The 17,155-nt window shown below is 75.0% G+C and carries 17 protein-coding genes and 1 pseudogene; 5 read left to right on the top strand and 13 right to left on the bottom strand.

Annotation, left to right across the window (positions count from 1 at the left end; translation table 11 throughout):
* Positions 1-19: 19 nt before the first annotated feature.
* Positions 20-361, bottom strand: a complete 342-nt coding sequence (locus tag FRAAL_RS28690; protein WP_009741728.1) for an STAS domain-containing protein — start codon at positions 359-361, stop codon at positions 20-22.
* Positions 362-690: 329 nt separating this feature from the next.
* On the opposite strand from FRAAL_RS28690, the gene sftH reads away from it, so the two are divergent.
* Positions 691-3,069 (top strand): DEAD/DEAH box helicase, encoded by a 2,379-nt coding sequence (gene sftH, locus FRAAL_RS28685; protein ID WP_083867062.1) that lies wholly within the window; start codon positions 691-693, stop codon positions 3,067-3,069.
* A gap of 158 nt (positions 3,070-3,227) precedes the next feature.
* Positions 3,228-4,106: a hypothetical protein gene (locus FRAAL_RS28680; RefSeq protein ID WP_157892249.1), complete on the top strand. Its 879-nt coding sequence runs from the start codon at positions 3,228-3,230 to the stop codon at positions 4,104-4,106.
* 98 nt (positions 4,107-4,204) lie between these two features.
* On the opposite strand, the pseudogene FRAAL_RS36225 reads toward FRAAL_RS28680, so the two are convergent.
* The 8 genes and pseudogenes from FRAAL_RS36225 to FRAAL_RS28645 all read right to left on the bottom strand — a co-directional run.
* Positions 4,205-4,372 (bottom strand): annotated as a pseudogene (locus FRAAL_RS36225) (PASTA domain-containing protein); the annotation flags it as partial.
* 270 nt (positions 4,373-4,642) lie between these two features.
* The gene (locus FRAAL_RS28675; protein ID WP_011607610.1) at positions 4,643-5,116 is read right to left on the bottom strand and encodes an Rv3654c family TadE-like protein; all 474 of its coding nucleotides are present in this window, start codon (positions 5,114-5,116) and stop codon (positions 4,643-4,645) included.
* Entirely contained in the window at positions 5,113-5,589 is a 477-nt protein-coding gene (locus FRAAL_RS28670; protein WP_011607609.1) for a TadE family protein, read from the bottom strand. Before FRAAL_RS28670 ends, FRAAL_RS28675 begins: the two co-directional genes overlap by 4 nt.
* A 9-nt stretch (positions 5,590-5,598) precedes the next feature.
* Positions 5,599-5,865 carry a DUF4244 domain-containing protein gene (locus FRAAL_RS35410; RefSeq protein ID WP_050997290.1) on the bottom strand — a complete coding sequence of 89 codons (267 nt, stop codon included), beginning with the start codon at positions 5,863-5,865 and terminating at the stop codon, positions 5,599-5,601.
* A 77-nt stretch (positions 5,866-5,942) separates the two neighbouring features.
* Positions 5,943-7,241, bottom strand: coding sequence for a type II secretion system F family protein (locus FRAAL_RS28660; protein WP_011607607.1), 1,299 nt, complete (start codon positions 7,239-7,241; stop codon positions 5,943-5,945).
* Entirely contained in the window at positions 7,238-8,377 is a 1,140-nt protein-coding gene (locus FRAAL_RS28655; RefSeq protein WP_011607606.1) for a TadA family conjugal transfer-associated ATPase, read from the bottom strand. Before FRAAL_RS28655 ends, FRAAL_RS28660 begins: the two co-directional genes overlap by 4 nt.
* On the bottom strand, positions 8,368-9,564 hold the full coding sequence (gene ssd / locus FRAAL_RS28650; RefSeq protein WP_011607605.1) for a septum site-determining protein Ssd: 1,197 nt from the start codon (positions 9,562-9,564) through the stop codon (positions 8,368-8,370). The genes FRAAL_RS28655 and ssd overlap by 10 nt, the downstream gene beginning before the upstream one ends.
* Positions 9,565-10,024: 460 nt before the next feature.
* A complete protein-coding gene (locus FRAAL_RS28645; protein ID WP_011607604.1) occupies positions 10,025-11,080 on the bottom strand; it encodes a hypothetical protein in 1,056 nt (351 codons plus the stop codon).
* A gap of 283 nt (positions 11,081-11,363) precedes the next feature.
* Here FRAAL_RS28645 and FRAAL_RS28640 point away from each other — a divergent pair, with 283 nt between their 5' ends.
* A complete protein-coding gene (locus tag FRAAL_RS28640; RefSeq protein WP_041939920.1) occupies positions 11,364-11,921 on the top strand; it encodes a phage holin family protein in 558 nt (185 codons plus the stop codon).
* Between the two features lie 197 nt (positions 11,922-12,118).
* Positions 12,119-13,033, top strand: a complete 915-nt coding sequence (locus FRAAL_RS28635; protein ID WP_011607602.1) for an alpha/beta fold hydrolase — start codon at positions 12,119-12,121, stop codon at positions 13,031-13,033.
* Between the two features lie 48 nt (positions 13,034-13,081).
* Here FRAAL_RS28635 and FRAAL_RS28630 read toward each other — a convergent pair whose 3' ends face one another.
* The 4 genes from FRAAL_RS28630 to nth are packed head-to-tail and all read right to left on the bottom strand — an operon-like array spanning position 13,082 to position 16,370.
* A complete protein-coding gene (locus FRAAL_RS28630) occupies positions 13,082-14,266 on the bottom strand; it encodes a MarP family serine protease (RefSeq protein ID WP_011607601.1) in 1,185 nt (394 codons plus the stop codon).
* An 18-nt stretch (positions 14,267-14,284) separates the two neighbouring features.
* A complete protein-coding gene (locus FRAAL_RS28625; protein WP_083866954.1) occupies positions 14,285-14,752 on the bottom strand; it encodes a plastocyanin/azurin family copper-binding protein in 468 nt (155 codons plus the stop codon).
* Complete coding sequence (locus tag FRAAL_RS28620; RefSeq protein ID WP_231861407.1) at positions 14,749-15,630, bottom strand: NUDIX hydrolase; 882 nt, start codon at positions 15,628-15,630, stop codon at positions 14,749-14,751. Before FRAAL_RS28620 ends, FRAAL_RS28625 begins: the two co-directional genes overlap by 4 nt.
* A gap of 5 nt (positions 15,631-15,635) precedes the next feature.
* Positions 15,636-16,370: an endonuclease III gene (gene nth, locus FRAAL_RS28615; protein ID WP_041939919.1), complete on the bottom strand. Its 735-nt coding sequence runs from the start codon at positions 16,368-16,370 to the stop codon at positions 15,636-15,638.
* A 146-nt stretch (positions 16,371-16,516) separates the two neighbouring features.
* On the opposite strand from nth, the gene FRAAL_RS28610 reads away from it, so the two are divergent.
* Positions 16,517-16,753 carry a hypothetical protein gene (locus FRAAL_RS28610; RefSeq protein WP_041939918.1) on the top strand — a complete coding sequence of 79 codons (237 nt, stop codon included), beginning with the start codon at positions 16,517-16,519 and terminating at the stop codon, positions 16,751-16,753.
* The last annotated feature ends 402 nt before the right edge of the window (positions 16,754-17,155 follow it).

Genomic DNA, 17,155 nt, shown 5'->3' with positions numbered 1-17,155 from the left:
GGCGTGATGTCCGGCTCACTCACTCGCTGGCGGCGAGCGCTTCCTCGATGGAGGAATGGATCGGGAAGACCTTGGTGAGACCCGTGATCCGGAAGATCTTGAGGATGCGTTCCTGGGTGCAGACCAGCCGCAGGGAACCCTCGTGCGCACGCACCCGCTTGAGGCCGCCGACCAGGACGCCGAGGCCGGTCGAGTCGAGGAACTCGACGCCCTCCATGTCGACGACCAGGTGGTACGAGCCCCCGGAAACAAGATCAATGAGCTGCTCGCGCAGCTTCGGTGCGGTGTACACGTCGATCTCGCCGCCCACCACGACGACCGTGTGGTTGCCTTCCTGGCGAGTCGTGAGGGACAGGTCCACGGATCCTCCTTGGGGTGCCTCCGGCCGTCCCGCGCTTCGGGCGACCGACATCACGGCGCCATTACCCTCCCACGAGGAGGATCAATCCGGTGGGCCGCGACACAGATCGCGGTGCCCCCGGCATTCCGGCGGCGTGGTCGATGACGTCTGCTGGAATCTATCCCTGATCTTGTCTGTGCGGGGCTGGTCGGCCGCGCCGAGTCGCGGTTGCGTGCCGGGTGGTCCGTCGGGTGGTGGCCCGTGGATCGCCCATCGTCCTGCAGGCGGTGGCGCCGCGGCGCATATCCTCGACGGTCGTGGGTTCGCCGGCGGACATCGGCGGCGCGGACATGGTCCTCGCCGGGCTTCGCCGCGACGCGCGGCGGGCGCAGTGCATGACGCATGTCGAGCCGGTCGCCGCCCGGCCGGGGCGGCGGGCGCCCTGGCCGGAGTGGGTCGACCCGGTGCTGCGAGGGCGGTGGGTCGCCGCCGGGATCGATGCGCCGTGGACGCACCAGGCGGCCGCAGCCGACGCCGCCCATGCCGGCCGCAGCGTCGTGCTGGCGACCGGCACGGCCTCCGGGAAGTCGCTGGGATACCTGATGCCGGTGCTGTCGCGGCTGCTCGCCCAGCCCGGTGCCCGCGCGCTCTACCTGTCGCCGACGAAGGCACTCGCCCATGATCAGCTCCGGGCGGTGCGGGCACTGCGGCTCACCGGGGTCCGGGCCGCCACCTACGACGGGGACACGCCGGCGGCCGAGCGGGACTGGGTCCGGGCCCATGCCGGCCTCGTCCTGACCAACCCCGACATGCTCCACCGCGGGATCCTGCCCCAACACCGGCGGTGGGCGCAGTTCCTGCGTGGCCTGCGGTTCGTCGTGATCGACGAGTGCCACGGCTACCGCGGGGTGTTCGGCGCCCACGTCGCCGCGGTGATCCGGCGGCTGCGGCGGGTCTGCGCCCGCTACGGGTCGCAGCCGGTGTTCCTGTTGGCGTCCGCGACCACCGCCGACCCGGGGCTGTCTGCCGGCCGGCTGACCGGGGTCGACGTCGAGGTGATCGACGACGACGGCGCCCCCCGAGGCCCGATGGACTTCGTGCTCTACGAGCCCCCGCTGCTGTGGCGGCGGCCGGCCGAGCGGGAGGGGTCCGACGCCTCGGGCGAGCCGCGCGGTGCCGGCGGGAACGGTGCCGGCGAGAACGGTGCCGGCGAGAACGGTGTCGGTGAGTACGGTGTCGGTGAGAACGGCGCGCCGGTCCGGCGGTCGGTCACCGCGGAGTCGGCCGACCTGCTCGCCGATCTCGTCGCCGACGGCGTGCGCACCCTGGTGTTCGTCCGGTCCCGGCGCTCGGCGGAGGTCGTGGCGGTCACCGCCCGCCGCGAGCTGGGCCACATCGGTGCGGACCTGGCGGAGCGGGTGGCGGCCTACCGGGCCGGCTACCTGCCCGAGGAGCGCCGTGAGCTGGAACGGCGACTGCGCGCGGGGGACCTGCTCGGCGTCGCGACGACGTCGGCGCTGGAGCTGGGCGTGGACATCAGCGGCCTGGACGCCACCGTCACCGCCGGCTTTCCGGGCACCCTCGCCTCGCTGTGGCAGCAGGCCGGCCGGGCCGGTCGGGACGGGCAGCGGTCGCTGGCGGTGCTGGTCGCGCGGGACGACCCGCTGGACACCTACCTCGTTCACCATCCGGAGGCGGTGTTTGGCCGGTCGGTGGAGGCCTGCGTGTTCGACCCGGACAACCCCTATGTGCTCGCCCCGCAGCTGGAGTGCGCCGCCGCCGAGCTGCCGCTCACCGAGGCCGACCTGGGCCTGTTCGGCCCGGCGGCGGCGCGCGTCGTCGACGACCTGGTGCGCCGCGGGCGGTTGCGCCGCCGGCCCACCGGCTGGTTCTGGACCCAGCGGGGTCGTCCGGAGGTGGACATCCGGGGGGCCGGCGGCCCGCCGGTCCGCATCGTCGAGACGGCCACCGGGCGCCTGCTGGGCACGGTCGACGCGGCCGCCGCGCACTCCGCGGTACACCCCGGTGCGGTCTACCTCCATCAGGGCTCGAGCTTCGTCGTGGACGACCTGGACCTGCCCGAAGCCGTGGCGTTCGTGCACGAGGAGTCCCCGGAGTGGACGACGGTCGCGCGCGAGCACACCGACATCCGGATCGTCGAGTCGACGCGCTCGCGCGTCCTGCCCGACGTCGAGGTGCACCTCGGGGTGGTCGAGGTCACCAGCCAGGTCGTCGGCTACCAGCGTCGGCTCGTCGCGACCGGCGAGGTGCTCGGCCAGGAGCCGCTGGATCTGCCGCCGAGACAGTTGCGGACCCGCGCCGTCTGGTACACCGTCACCGACGCCCTGCTCGCGGGCGCCGACGTCGAGTCCGCGGATGTGCCCGGCGCGGTGCACGCGGCCGAGCACGCGGCCATCGGCCTGCTTCCGCTGTTCGCCACCTGCGACCGTTGGGACATCGGCGGGGTGTCGACCGCCCTGCATGCGGACACGGGCCGGACCAGCGTCTTCGTCTACGACGGCCACGCCGGCGGCGCGGGATTCGCCGAACGGGGGTTCCTGCGCATCGGGGACTGGCTGGCCGCCACCCGGGACGCCATCGGCGCGTGCGAATGCCCGGCAGGCTGCCCGTCCTGCGTGCAGTCGCCGAAATGCGGCAACGGCAACGAGCCGCTCGACAAGGCCGCCGCCTGGCGCCTTCTCGCCGCGGTGACCGCCGCCGTCGGCTGAACCACGGATCACACGGATCACACGGATCCCGTGAACTCCGTGGATTCCACGGATCACACTGCGCCCGAACGGTTCCGCCTCGACCAAAGACGGGTAGGCCGAAGCCCATCGGCTCTTCGCGGCCAGTTTCGCCCACGTCCATGGTTCTGGAGGTACCGGTGGTAACCGTCGGTGTCGTGTTGTTGCTGGTAGCGGGGGTCTTCACCGCCGATCTGGTGCTGGAGAACGGCGGCCACACAGATGTAATGATCATGGGGCAGTCCCTCTCCTTCGATATCTGGGGCCTGTTCGTGCTGGGTCTCGCCGCCGGGGTGCTGGTCGTCGCGGGAGTGCAGCTGACCTTGCAGGGCCTGGCGCGGGACCGGCACCGCCGGCGGGTCGAGCGGCAGCGGGCCCGTGAGCTGGCGGCGATCCGCACCGCGCCGGCGCCTGCCGCGGCGGTACCCGCCGGCGCCGCGCCGCTCGCGCCCGTGGCCGCGGCGACGCGCCCGACTGGGGCCGACGAGCGGACCCCGGGCGGTCCCAGGCGGACGCGCCCCACCCTCGCCAAGCGCCCCACGCTGGCGAAGCAGCCCGCCGCCGAGGCCCGCCCGGCTTCTGGCGCCCGCCCGGCCACCGACGCTCGCCCGGCTACCGACGCTCGCCCGGCTACCGAGGCCCGCCCGGCTACCGAGATCCGCCCGGCTGCTGATGCCCGCCCGGTCTTCGAGCCCCGTCCGGCCGCCGAGACCGTCCCCGCGCACGGCGCGGACACCTCGCCCACCTGGTCCGGCGACGGCCGGCAATCCGCGCCGGTGCGGTCCGCCGTGCGCGTCCCCACCCCGTCGACGCCGCCGGCCTCGAACAACCCCCCGACCTCGAACAACCCGCCGGCCGATCCGCCGTCCGCCGGCTCCAGCGCGCCGGTGCGGACGAACACCCATCCGCGACGCGGCGACCGGATCGTGGCTCGCGTCGCGGACCTGGGCCGGCGGGAGACCGGCGACCGCGACTCGGCCGACCAGACCGTCCAGGACAGCGCGGGGGCCCGCTCCTGACCATGCGCTTGCTGGGACGTCGGCGGCCGGGCGCCGGCCGGGCCGCGCCACGGGGGTGGCCCGGCCGGGGACGTGCTGGTGCATGGTGGGGACTGCGGTCAGGAGGGGGACGCCGGCGGGGTGGAGGCCGGGGTCTGGTCGGGTGCCTTCGCCTGCGCGACGACGATGGTGATCGTCGAGCCGCGGGCGACGACGCCCCCCGGGGGCCGCTGGGAGACGACCGTCCCCGGTGCCTCGCTTCCCTGCCGGGGCCCCTCGACGACGTCGAGACCGAGTCGCCTAGGGAACGATGGTCACGATCACGGTGGTGAGCCCCCAGGTCGCGGTGCCCGACGTGGTCGGTCAGGATCGCGCCACGGCCACGGGTTTCTGGTGATGTTCGTGAACCCGGCGGCGCGTAGTTCCGCCTCCGCCGCATCGGCGCCGCGTCCGACGACGTCCGGAGTCATCGACGGGAGGCGATCCCCGTCGGTTGCGAAGACGGGGCAGGCCTGTCGTGAAGGTGACACCCTCCGGCACGGCGCCGCCCAGACCGTTCAGGACGGATCCGCGGCCCGTTCCTGGCCGTCCGCCTCCTGGAGCGTCGGCAGGTAGGCGCCGGCCGCGCCGCCCCAAGGGCCGGCTCGAGCGTGGACGCTCAGATCGCCCAGCATGCCGATCACCGCCGGCAGCCGCACGCTGACGGCGATCTCCACCGCGTCGGCGACGGTGCGGCAGTCCACCAGGCGGGTCCCGTTGGCGGCGCTGATCTCCCGGGCCCGCGCGCACACGGCCTGCTCGTCGGTCGGGGGCAGGGCCGCCGCGGCGAGCGCCGCGAGATCGGCGGCCGTTGCGGCCCGTTGCCGCGACGCGCCGATCACCGTCACGGTGAAGACGAGGCCGGCCAGCGACATCAGCGCGAACAGGACGGCCAGCAGCCACACCGTCGCCGATCCGCCGTCTCGCAGCTCCCCGGTCGCCGCGGGGGTGGCGAGTCCCGCGGACTGTGGATGGCGAGCACCCGCGGTCACGGTGGCCCCGGCGCAGCGCAGTCCGGCGCCGTGCAGGCGGCCGGTTCCACGGGAGTGACGGCGTGCGCCGTCACGACGAGCGCCGGCACCAGCCGCCCGAGGCCGGCGGCGCCGACCGGCGCCGAGACCTCGACGTCCAGCAGGTCGGCATCGCGGTGCAGCCGCAGGGTCGCCCCACGAGGTGCCGCCCGGGTCACCGCGGCGGAGACGGTCGCCTGTGCCTCGCCCCTGGCCGCGAGCCGGGCCCCGACCCGTGCCGCGTCGGCGCACCGGGCCTGCGCACCGACCGCCGAGACCATCCAGGCCGCGAGGAAGAAGACGACGAACAGGGAGGGAAGGCCCATGGCGAGTTCGGCGGTCGCCTGACCGCTGTCCGCCCCGTCGGTGACCTCCCGCCGGCGTCGGGCGACAGCCGGTGGGTGGGAGGTGGGACGTGCGCGGCGCCCGCGCGGCGCCGTCCCGGACCATCGCACCGGACCCCCTCAGAACGAGACGGTCAGCGCGCGCTGCACGACCGACGAGACCAGCGAGCGGGTCGCGGAACTCGACACGACCGCGTAGAGGACACCGGCGAACGCGACTGCGGCGAGCGTGCCGACCGCGTACTCGGCGGTGGACATCCCCAGGTCGCGGCCGCCCGCGCCGCCGCGGCGGCCGGCGAGGAGCCGGTGGCAGGCGGCCCGGATGAACGGACCGCGGGCCAGACGGGGCAGGCGGCGCTGGGACAGGAACATTCTCGACGGGAACATCGGGGACACCTCCGCAGACGGGGCAGGGTGGGTTTTCTCGGTGGGTGCCTGGGCGGTTGCGCCGACAGCAGACGCGGTCATGCCGGCGGAAGATGCGGCAGGGACCCGAGCACGACGGGAACGACGCCGAGCAGCAGGAAGGCCGGTAGGAAGCAGAGCCCGAGCGGCGCGACGGCCAGCACGCCGGCCCGGCGGGCAGCGGCGATGCTTTCCGCGTGGGCCTCGTCCCGGGCCCGTTGGGCGAGTCGGACGAGGGCGGCGGCCGGCTTCGCCCCGGACGTCTGGGCCCGGTCGAAGGCGGCGACGGCCGCCCGCATCATCGAGGTCCAGCGTGATCCCGGCGACGCGCGCGGATCGAGTCGCAGCAGCCGCGCCAGCCGCGCCGCGCGGCCGTTCGCGACGGTGGCAGCGATCAGCCGGTCGCAGGCGGCGGTCGCGTCGGCCCCCGCCGCCAGGTCCTCGGCGGCGCGGTGCAGCTCGCGGCCCAGCACCCCACCGTTGGCGGCGCCGACGGCCTCCATGGCCGAGACAACCGTCCCGCCGCCCCGCAGGCAGGCCGCGATCAGGTCGAGGGCCAGCGGCAGGTCGGCGAGCAGCCGCTCGCGCCCGGCGGCGACGCCGGTCGGGCCACCGGTCCGGGCGGCGTCCATCGCCACCGGGGCCACCCGCCGTTCGACACGGTCCGCGAAGGACCGCAGCCAGCGCAGTCCCGCCAGGTCCGCCAAACCCCCCGCGAGCAGGCAGGCGTTGCCGGCGGGGGTTGCGAGCAGCGTGTGCAGCGGCTGGGCGCCGGCCAGCGAGCCCAGCGCGATCCCGGCCAACGGGAGGGCGGCCACCAGCCGCCCGGAGGACCTCGGACCGGCCAGCGCCGCGGCCAGTTCCCCCGCCCGCACGGCATCGGCCCTGGCGAGCGTGGCCAGCATGGTCGTGGCGGGAGCGAGCCGGGCACCGACCATCGTGCAGACCTGATAGGCGATGCCGAGCTGGCGGACCCCGCCGGCCTCGTTACGGCACAGTGCGACCGCGGGGTCCTCCGGTCCCGCGAGCGTGTCGGCCAGCCGGTCCAACGGGATCCAGTCAGGGTGTTGCCCGGGGGCGGCACCGAGATCGTCGATGCCGCGTGCGGCCGCGCGCAGGGCGTGCCCGTGCGGACCGCCGGCGTCGAGTTCCGCCGCGAAGGCCGCAAGGAAGTCCTCCGCGCAGGCCCGCACCCTCGCCTGCCGCCGCCGTGCGCGCTCCCGCCGGACGGCTCGTGCCAGGCAGCCGAGCGCCACGCCGACGGTCGCCGCGGCGACGGGCCCGGCGGTGACCGCCACCACCGCGACGATGCCCAGCATGGTGCCAGCCCGTGCGGCGGTGGCCAGCGCGGCGATCAAGGCCGACTCCTCGCGGGCGGCGCGGCGTCGACGAACCCCGGCAGGCTCACCCCACGGACGTCCAGCAGGTTCCTCAGCAGCGGCAGCCCCTCCGCGGCCACGGGCGCCTGCGCGCGCCACGGCCCTGCCCGCCGGCCCGTGAGCGGGGGCGCCACCAGCGCGGGAACAACGTGCACCAGACCGTCGGGCGCCCGGCGGAACACGCCGACCGCCCGGACCCGCCGGTGACCGTCGGCATCCCGGTGCAGATGGACGGCCGCGTGCAGAGCCGCGGCGACATGGCTGTGCACCGCTGCCCGGGACAGCCCCGCGAGGGCGGCCAACGCCTCCAGCCGGGTGGGCAGCGCGCCGGTGTCGTTGGCGTGCACGGTGCTCAGGCCTCCCTCGTGCCCGGTGTTGAGGGCGACGAGAAGGTCGAGCACCTCCGGGCCGCGGACCTCGCCGACGACGAGTCGGTCCGGTCGCATCCGCAACGCCTGCCGGACGAGCTCGCGCTGGGTCACCTCGCCGGCGCCCTCGATGTTGGGGGGCCGGGCCTCCAGCCGGACCAGGCCGGGCCGGCTCACCGCGAGCTCGGCGGTGTCCTCGACGAGGACGATGCGTTCGCCTGGACGCACCGCGCCCAGCAGGGCGGCGAGCAGCGTGCTCTTGCCCGTGCCGGTGCCGCCTGTCACGACGACCGCGAGCCGCGCGTGCAGGACCGCGTGGAGCACCGCCGCCACCGCGGGACTCAGCGTGCCGGCGACCACGAGCTCGTCGAAGGTGAACGGCCGGCGCCGAGGGCGCCGCAGGGACAGACAGGTGCCGCGTACGGCGGTGGGCGCGAGGACGGCGTGCATCCGAGTGCCGTCGCCGAGCAGGACGTCGGCGAAGGGCATGGCGGAGTCCAACCGCCGGCCGCTGGCCGCCGCGAGCCGGACGGCGAGGCGGCGCACCGCATCCTCGTCGGCGAAGGTGACCGGCGTCCTCGTCAGCCGGCCCCGCCGCTCCACCCAGACCTCGTCGGGGGCGTTCACCAGCACGTCGGTGACGTCCGGATCGGCGAGGAAGGGTTCAAGAGGGCCGGCGCCTGGCGGAGCGGCGCCGCGGGGCTCCGTGGCCGGTGGTTCACCACTGCGCCGGGCCGTCACGCCCATGGCTGAGGATCCGCTCTCGGACCGTTCGGCTCCTGCGGGGTGCTCGGCCGCCGCAGCCCCAGCCGGGCCAGCAGCCGGTCGCCGAGCGGGCCCGGGGCATCGGCGTCCCGTGGGGCGTCGGCGCCGGCCGACGTGGCGGCCCCTGGCTGGCGGGCATCGGCGATCACCCCGGCCAGCGGCACTCCGAGCATCTCGCTGACCGCCACGGGGGCGAGCCCGGCCGACTGGCGTTGCCGCACGACCGCTCGCACGTCCGGGCAGCGTCGCCCGACCATCGCGCAGACACGTTCGGCCGCCAGGACGGACGCCAGATCCGCCCGCAGCACCACCAGCGCCGTCCGGCAGGAGCCGAGCGCGAGGGCGGCGGCCGGGTCCTGCTGCCAGGGCAGGTCGACGACCACCAGGTCCGAGGTGGCCTGGGCCGTCGAGAGCAGCGTGACCATCGTTCCCACCGGCACCTCGGGCCCGACCTCGAGATCCCAGGAGACCACAGCCAGGTCACCGGGCCCCGCCGGCGGACCCGGCCAGGAGGGGAGCGGCGCCGCACCGAGCCTGCGTCGGGACACCGCGTCCGGCGAAGAGGGGGGAACCGTCGACTGTCGATCGACGTCCCCCGGCGGGGGATCAGCCGCGGTGGGCAGGAGCCGGGCGAAGCCGGGCGCCACCCCACTGCCCCGCGGGTCGGCATCGATCAGCATCGTGCGCAGGCCGTGGCGCAGGCCCGCCAACGCCAGCGAGACGGCGAGCGTCGACGCGCCGCTGCCGCGCCGGCCGGCGACCACCCCGATCGTCACCGATGCGCGCGGGTCGGACCTGTCGAGATCGCGGAAGGCGTCGATCAGCCAGAGCTCGGCCTCCGGCAGGAAGATCACGTGATCGGCGCCGATGCGGGTGCCAGCGGACCAGACTCGGCCGTCCTCGACGTGGCCGCCGACCAGGACCACGTGCGGGCGCAGCGGCAGGCCGGCGGCGATGCACGCCTCGGCGCGGTCCATGCCGACGACGACCAGCGGCGCCGCCGCCCAGGCGCGGCGCAGTGCGCCCGGCTCGGTGGCGACGGTCGTCGTGACGCCGGCGGCGGCGGCCAGACGCAGGAGGTCGTCGAGCAGGTCCGGGACACCGGTCACGATCAGCGGTCTCGCGTCGCGGCCGGCAGCGGGGGTGAGCAGGGGCGGGGCGGGGGGCATGGTGAGCTCGTTTCCCGGTCGTGTGGGGAGGACGTGGCCCACCATGCGCCGCGGCCGGCCTGTGGATGGAGCGCTCTCCACAGGGCTTTGCCGTGGTGTCATGGAAGATTTCGCCTGATGCCGGCGGCTCGCCGCTACCCGAGGCCGCGTCGGTCGGCGACCGCAGGGACGCGACGGAGCCGACGTCGGAACGGGAGCCGACGTCAGAACCGGAGAGGCACGGTCTGGGGGAGGCGACCCCCACAGGGGGGAGTGCGGGGGTCGCCTCGGGACATGGCCCGTATGGGGGCTGCCCGTCTCGGGCCGGGTCTCGTGGCCTCAGGGCCACCAGGTCCGACATGGCGGGAAATACCCGAGAGCGCCAGAGTGAAACCGTCCGTCGTGCGAATTCCGGGCGTGCCCGTCGATCGCGGAACGCATCCCCCGAGTGGGGAGCCGGGCGACGGGCCGCGGGACCCGATCAGGTGGCGCGAGCGAGCGCCTCGCAGACGGCCAGGGACTCCCGGGCAGCCAGTTCGAGGGCCTTCGCGCAGTGCAGCACCCAGGCCGCGACCCCCTGCGCCCCACCGCCGACGTAGGCGGCGGCGGCGTCGCGGTAACCGAGGACCGGCGCTTCCTGGCCGTCGATCTGGTCGACCTCGAGATGTCCGACATCGGTGGCGGTCAGGGCCTTGGGGTCCAGCCCGCGGCTGATGAGGACCAGCCGGGCGGCGGCCCGGGCGATGACGCCGTCCAGCGCACCGAACGGCCGCAGTGCCAACAGCTCCCCGTGCACCACGGCGGCCACCACGACGGCCGGTGCCGTGGTCGGCGCGACGAGCAGCCCGGTCAGGCCATCCAGCCGCACGGAGGTCTCGACCGAATGCGGGGGCGGACCGAGCCGGAGCGGGTCGAGCAGCTCGCGGGTGCCGGCGTCGGCGCGCGGCCGGCCGAGCAGGTCGTCGGGCAGGCAACCGCGCCCGACCAGGACGTGCATCCGCGCGAGGGCCTGGCGGGGCGCCCGTTCCCAGGCCGGCCCGAGCACCCCGAGCTCGGCATAGAGGCGGACCGTTCCCAGGACGACGGGGGAGGGCGGATCGGTGGAGGCGAAGCCGAGTGAGCCGGCGGAGTGAAGGTCGGCCGGAACGTCGACGGCCGGCGGGAACGTCAGGCCCGCCGCCTCCGGCGCCGCAGGGTCCGGCGCCGCAGGGTCCGGCGCCGCGAGGTCCTCGTCCGCCGGGGTGCGGCGCGCGTCGGTGCCAGCGCCGGCGAGGTAGTCGCGTAGCCCGTCCAGGCTGATCTCGTGACCCTCCAGGGCGGCCGAGGCGCGGGCCGCCCGCAGGGACGCCTCTGCGGTCACGTCGGCGCTCTGCCGGCGCAGGATGCGGTGCCGCAGCAGCGCGTCGACGGACGCGCGGGCGCTGTCCGCCGCCTCGCGCACGCCGGGCAGGGCGGCCACTCGGGCCAGCGGGTCGGCGGCGAGGACTGATCCGGACGGGCGGGGGTTCACGGTTGGCACGCTACCCGTCCGCGCCATCCGGAGTCGGTGAGCGGCCGGCCGTCGGAGGCGTCACACGAGCACAACCGCGTCGTTCTCACCCTGGGAGCGTCCGCCCGGGGGACACTGCGCATCAGGACAGGGAGCGGCGGACCGCGTGCCGGTTCGCCGAAGCATCGGCGGGGCGGCTGGCGAGAGGTCCGGGCCGGGGATCCGCGGCCGGGTCTGGCGGTCCGCCGCCGGCGCGGACCACCCTGGTCGGGGCGATGGGCCTCGCGACCGACCACACCGGTCCGGTCGCGGGCCAGAGAGAGGACGAAGGGTGTCGACTACTGCCGGAAAGGCCCGCAACGGCCGAGAGCCCTCGTTGGGCGAGCTGGTGGCGCTGGCCACCCGCGACATCTCACTGCTCGTCCGTCAGGAGATCGACCTCGCCAAGGCAGAGCTGACCCGACAGGCCGTCTCGGCCGCGCTCGGAGTGGCCTTCCTGGCGGTGGCGGCGGGGCTCGGGCTGTGCGCCCTGATCGCCGTCACGATCTTCCTGGGAGAGCTGATCACCTGGGCCGGCGTCGAGCGGTTCTGGTCGTACCTGCTCACCGCGGCGGGGTACCTGGTGATCGCCGGTCTGCTGGCGTTGTTCGCGATCCGCAGGTTCCGGCGGCTCTCCCCGCCCGAACGGACCATCCAGACCGTCCGGGACGACATCTCCTGGCTGCGCAATCCGACCGGCACACCGGCACCGGCACCGGCATCGGCCGCCCCGCCGAACCCGGCATCCGGGACGACCTCCGCGGGGCCGGCCGCACCAGGTGATCCGCGGGGTTCCGCTCCGTCGGGGCCCGGCGGGGCGGTGCTCGCCCCGCACGGCCTCCACCCCTGATCGCCGGGTCGGCCGGGGCTGCCAGGCCGGCCGGGGCTGCCAGATCGGCCGGTGCTGCCAGATTGGCCGGGTCGCGGGGGCGCCGGCGAGGACTCCCCGCGGCCCTGCGCCGCGGCGGCCGCCGGGCCGGTCACGCCCCGTCCTGACCGGCCCACCGCCGGCCCACTGCGGGGGGCGGTCTGCCATTCTGGCAGGCGATGGAGGACACCGTTCCCGAGCCCGCCAGCGTCCTGATCGACGGGCCGTGGCGGCACCGGGACGTGTCCGCCAACGGCACCCGGCTGCACGTCGCGGAGCTCGGCCGCGGCCCGCTGGTCCTGTTGCTGCACGGCTTTCCGCAGTTCTGGTGGGCCTGGCGCCACCAGCTCACCGCGCTGTCCGCGGCGGGCTACCGCGTCGTGGCCCCGGACCTGCGCGGATACGGGGCGAGTGACAAGCCGCCGCGCGGCTATGACGCGTTCACCCTGTCCGACGACATCGCGGGCCTCATCCGGGCGCTCGGCGAGCAGGACGCGGTCATCGTCGGCCACGACTGGGGCGGCCTGCTGGGCTGGACGACGGCGACCCGCCATCCGATGGTCGTCCGCCGCCTCGCCGTCCTGGCGATGCCCCACCCGCTGCGGCTGCGTCACCAGATCGCGGCGGACCCACGGGGCCAGGGCGCCGCGAGCCGCTACCTGGCGGGCTTCCAACTGCCGTGGCGCCCCGAACGGTCCCTGGTCGCCAGGGATGCCCTCCGGGTTGCGGTCCTCCTGCGCGCGTGGGGGGGTCCCGGGTATCCCGACGCCGAGGCGGAGGGGCGCTACCGCTCGGCGATGCGTATCCCCGGTGTGGCGCACAGCTCCCTGGAGTACCACCGATGGGTGTTCCGCTCGTTGTTCCGGCCGGACGGGGCGCGGTTCGCCGGCGTGCTGCGGCGCTCCCTGCACGTCGACACGTTGCAGATCCACGGTGCGGCCGATCGCTGCTTCCTGCCGTCCACCGCCCAGGGGTCCGGGCGCTACGTCAGCGGTTCCTACACCTGGAAGCTGCACGGCGGGGTCGGACACTTCCCGCACGAGGAGGTCCCGGACCTCGTCAACGCCGAGCTGCTGGCCTGGCTCGACTCCTGACCGTCCGGATGACGTCCGGGACGACCCACGGACGATCCCGGCCGGCCGTCAGTCGCAGCCCTGCGTGCTGACCGGCGTCACCGCGACGCTGCCGACCTCGGCGGGCTGCGCAACCTCGGCGGAGCTGAGCACGTAGCCGGTGTCGTCGTCGCCGATCGCCGCGGCGAACACCACGCCGAGCACGGTCCCGTCCGGGGCGAGTAGCGGGCCGCCCGAGTTCCCCGGCAGCACCTGGCCACGAACGGAGTAGATGTCGCGCACGACGGTGCCGTGCTCGTAGATGTTCGCCGCGCGGGCCCGCTGGTGGTTGCGGACGCGGGCAGCCACGGTGGTGTACGGCCCGTCCTGGGGATATCCGGCGATGACCGCCGGCTCCTCGGCGGCGGCCGGCGGGCTGGCCCGCATCCGCAGCGGGGGGCGCTGCAGGTCCGGCACCCGCAGCACGGCGACGTCCCGGTCCGGATCGAACACCACGACCTCGGCCGGCAGGGTGCCGGTGGACAGCACGACCGTCGGGTGACGGACGCCGGCCACGACGTGCGCGTTGGTCATGACCCGCTGGGGGGCGATCACGAAGCCGGAGCCCTCGACCCGCTGGTCGCAGGACCGGGCGACGCCGCGGATCTTCACGATGCTCGCCGCGGCGGCCTGTACCCCGGCGGCCTGGGTGGTGGCCGGGTCCGGCGGGCCGGCCGCGATGATCCGCTCGCCCCCGAGGCCGGCGAAGACCTCGGGGAAGGCCGTGTCGTCGGCGATCTGGCGCAGGTCGGCGAAGGTCTCGCGGACCCCGTCGGGCATGCCGGCGTCCACCGCCGCGAGCACGTGGGAGTCGTGGACCGACCGGGCGAGGGACTCGAAGGGGGAGCGGTCGACGGCGGTCGCGAGCAGCCAGGCGACGAGCAGCACCGAGACGCCGGAGAGCACCGCCCCGGCGGCGGCGTCGACGGCCCTTCCGGGCCGCCAGGTCAGCCGCTCACGCAGCGCGACGCCGAGCGCCGTGCCGGCGACCTGGCCGACCAGGGCGAGCCCGAGCACGACGAGCAGGCCGACCAGCGCACCATGGCCCTGCTGACCGATCAGCTCGGTGAACGGTTTTGCGATCTTCGCGCCGAGCACTCCGCTGCCCAGGAAGCCGACGAACGACAGGGCACCCACCAGGAAGCCCTGCCGGTAGCCGGAGACCGCGAAGAGGACGACGACCACCAACAGGACGACGTCGAGCACATTGGGCACGGCGGGGTCGACCCGGACTCAGGTGATCTTCAGCGTGGCCGTCATGTTGGGATGCAGGGTACAGACCACCGGATAGTCGCCCGGCTCCGTCACGGTGAAGGTGACGCTCTGCGACTCTCCGGCGGAGACGATGCTGGTGTGCGCGGCGGGGATGCGCGGGACGACGAAGTTGTGCGGCGCCGAGCCCTGCGCCACGGAGAAGTCGACGCGGATCTTCCCGGGCTTCGCCAGCAGCTCCGTGGCGGAGAATTTCATGCTTGGCAGGCCGGTGACCGCGAACACCTGGACGCCGTCCGTCCCCTGGGTGGCGCTGAGCGTGGGGCCGGCGGACGGACTGCTGCCGCCGTCGCCGCCGCAGCCCGCGACGCCCAGCAGCACGGCAAGGACCAGCCCGAGCAGCGCCGCGGCGCGGGACGCTCGCCGGCCGGGTGAGCCCGGGTCCGCCGGGCGGGCCGCCTGGTCGCGGTCCGCGGGGGAGGATGTCAACGGTGGTGCCTTTCGTCTCGGGGCGCGTTCGGCGGGTAGTCCACCACCGCCGTGTGGTTCCACGGGCGCTCCCATCCGCCCAGCCGCAGCAGGATGTCGAGGATGCCGGCGGTGAAGCCCCAGACCAGCATGCCGTGGACCTGGAACGCCGGACTGAGCAGGCCACCCTGGGCGTAGCGCAGCATCACCCGGTTGACCGGGTCGGCGAGTTCGGCCAGCGGGACCCGGGAGACGAACGACGTCTCGGCGAGGTCGACGGGTGCGACCGCGCACGGGGTGTGCCACCAGGCGAGCACCGGGGTGACGAGGTAGTGGCTGGCCTGCAGGTACAGCGGCGAGGCGACGGCCAGCACCTCGACGCCCGCCGGGTCGAGGCCGACCTCCTCGGCGGCCTCTCGCAGCGCGGTGGCCGCCCGGTCGGCGTCGGTGGCGTCGGCGGCGCCGCCGGGGAACGCCGGCTGGCTCGCGTGGCTGCGCAGCTCGGCCGCCCGTTCGAGCAGCAGGACGTCCGGGCCGTCCGGGCCGTCGCCGAACAGGATGAGGACGGCCGCCGGTCGGGCGTCGGCGGCGCGCGGGCCCGGGCGGGTTCGGCCGGTCACCAGCGCATCGCCCAGGTGGCCGGCGAGGCTGCGCAACCATGCCGGTGCCGCGGAGCGGCCTGCCGCCGTGTCGCTCAGGCTCGCCGTGTCGCTCAGGCTCGCCGTGTCGACGGGATCCGACGGGCGCGGCACCGCGGGGGGGTGCGCGATCTCGCCGGGACGGGCGACCTCGACCGGGCTGGCGACCTCGGCCGGAGCGGCGATGTGGGGGGGCGATGCGGTGGCGTTGGCGGGACCGGGGAAGGGTGCGTCGGGGGAAGCGGGCGAAGGCGTGGACATCTCCCTCACCGCAAGGCTTCGACGTCGCCGCGTGTTCCCCGCACGAGTTTGGCGGCCTCGTCCGGTTCCGTGGGACCGAGTCCGAACGACGGGCACAGGCGGGCCAGGGCGCAGGCGCCGCACGCCGGCCGGCGGGAGTGGCAGAACCGCCGGCCGTGAAAGATCATGCGGTCGGAGGCGATCGTCCAGTCCCGCCGCTCGATGAGCCCGGCGAGGTCGGCCTCGACCCGGACCGGATCGGTCTCGCCGGTCAGCCCGAACCGGCGTGCCAGGCGCCCGACGTGAGTGTCCACGGTGATGCCCGGGGTGTCGAACGCGTGGCCGAGGACGACGTTGGCGGTCTTGCGGCCCACGCCGGGCAGGGTGGTCAGCTCGTCGAGCCGGCGGGGGACCTCGCCGCCAAAGCGCTCGGTGAGTGCCGCGCCGATGCCGATCACCGAGTTCGCCTTCGCGCGGAAGAACCCGGTCGGCCGCAGCAGCGTCTCGAGTTCGGCCCGGTCGGCGGCCGCGTAGTCCGCTGCCGACCGATACCTGGCGAACACCGCCGGCGTGACCTCGTTGACTTTCTTGTCGGTGCACTGGGCGGAGAGCACCGTGGCGACCAGCAGCTCGAGAGCGTTGTCGAAGTGCAACGCGATGCGGGCATCCGGGTGGACCTCGCCCAGCAGACGCACGATCCGCCGGGCCCGCCGGGTCCTCGCGAGTGGTGTCTCGGTCGCGGTGTCGACGGCGGCGGGCATGTCCCGCAGCGTATCCGCCGGCCGATCCGGCCCTGGTGGCACCGGTGGGCGTGCCGTGTGGTCATGACCGATGCCGGCAACCCGATCCGCGACACACCCACCCCCGGTGCGGCTGCCGATCGCTCGTCGGCCACCATGGAGGAGTCATGTTTGTCATTGCCGCGATCTTCTTTCCTCTGGTGCTTCTCGGACTTCTGCTGGCGATGGAACGGGTGGAACGCCCGTTGAACGCCGCCGACACGGGCAAGGGACTGGAGGGCTTCCTCGACAACGCCCAACCTGACGAGGTCGACACCTTCGTCCAGCAGGGCCTGCCCGCCGCGCTCGAGCGGTACCGGCGCCGGCTGCGCCGAGGCTCGCCCGGCAAGCATCGGGCGGCCTGATGCCCCGGCACGCCTGCCGCCGTTCTCTCGGTGTCGGGTGGATGGCCGGTCCTGGCGTATATCACATGTCGCCCGCCGCGCGCCAACAACGGTCCGGGTACAGGTGCGCGGCGGGTGGCGCATCCGATTGCTTTTCTGTCGGTTTCGGCGCCCGCGGGCATTGCCGCAGGTGGCGGGTTCGGACGGCGGGCACAGTGGGGGAGCGGCGCCGGGCGGGGAGCCCCCCGGGCCCCGGGCCGAAGGCCCTGGCGGCCCCCGGCCATCCGTCCAGGCGCCTGCACCGGGTCCATCGGCCCATCGGCGACCGGGCCGATCGACCCGGTACACATCTGGCCCGTCCGGGCGAGACGGCTCCCGCCGCCCGTGGCGGGGCGCGGTGGTGGGGATTAAAACACCCGGACG

This window comes from Frankia alni ACN14a (genome assembly GCF_000058485.1).
GTDB lineage: Bacteria > Actinomycetota > Actinomycetes > Frankiales > Frankiaceae > Frankia > Frankia alni.
The sequence above is the reverse complement of the archived record's forward strand: the minus strand, read 5'-3'. Positions and strand labels throughout refer to the sequence as shown.

What these genes read in the sequence shown, in the direction of transcription:
- sftH (WP_083867062.1), top strand. Translation starts at nt 691, where the DNA reads ATGGTCCTCGCCGGGCTTCGCCGCGACGCGCGGCGGGCGCAGTGCATG.
- FRAAL_RS35410 (WP_050997290.1), bottom strand. Translation starts at nt 5,865, where the DNA reads ATGTTCCCGTCGAGAATGTTCCTGTCCCAGCGCCGCCTGCCCCGTCTG.
- FRAAL_RS28655 (WP_011607606.1), bottom strand. Translation starts at nt 8,377, where the DNA reads ATGGGCGTGACGGCCCGGCGCAGTGGTGAACCACCGGCCACGGAGCCC.
- ssd (WP_011607605.1), bottom strand. Translation starts at nt 9,564, where the DNA reads ATGCCCCCCGCCCCGCCCCTGCTCACCCCCGCTGCCGGCCGCGACGCG.
- FRAAL_RS28645 (WP_011607604.1), bottom strand. Translation starts at nt 11,080, where the DNA reads ATGGCGCGGACGGGTAGCGTGCCAACCGTGAACCCCCGCCCGTCCGGA.
- FRAAL_RS28635 (WP_011607602.1), top strand. Translation starts at nt 12,119, where the DNA reads ATGGAGGACACCGTTCCCGAGCCCGCCAGCGTCCTGATCGACGGGCCG.
- FRAAL_RS28620 (WP_231861407.1), bottom strand. Translation starts at nt 15,630, where the DNA reads ATGTCCACGCCTTCGCCCGCTTCCCCCGACGCACCCTTCCCCGGTCCC.
- nth (WP_041939919.1), bottom strand. Translation starts at nt 16,370, where the DNA reads ATGCCCGCCGCCGTCGACACCGCGACCGAGACACCACTCGCGAGGACC.
- FRAAL_RS28610 (WP_041939918.1), top strand. Translation starts at nt 16,517, where the DNA reads ATGTTTGTCATTGCCGCGATCTTCTTTCCTCTGGTGCTTCTCGGACTT.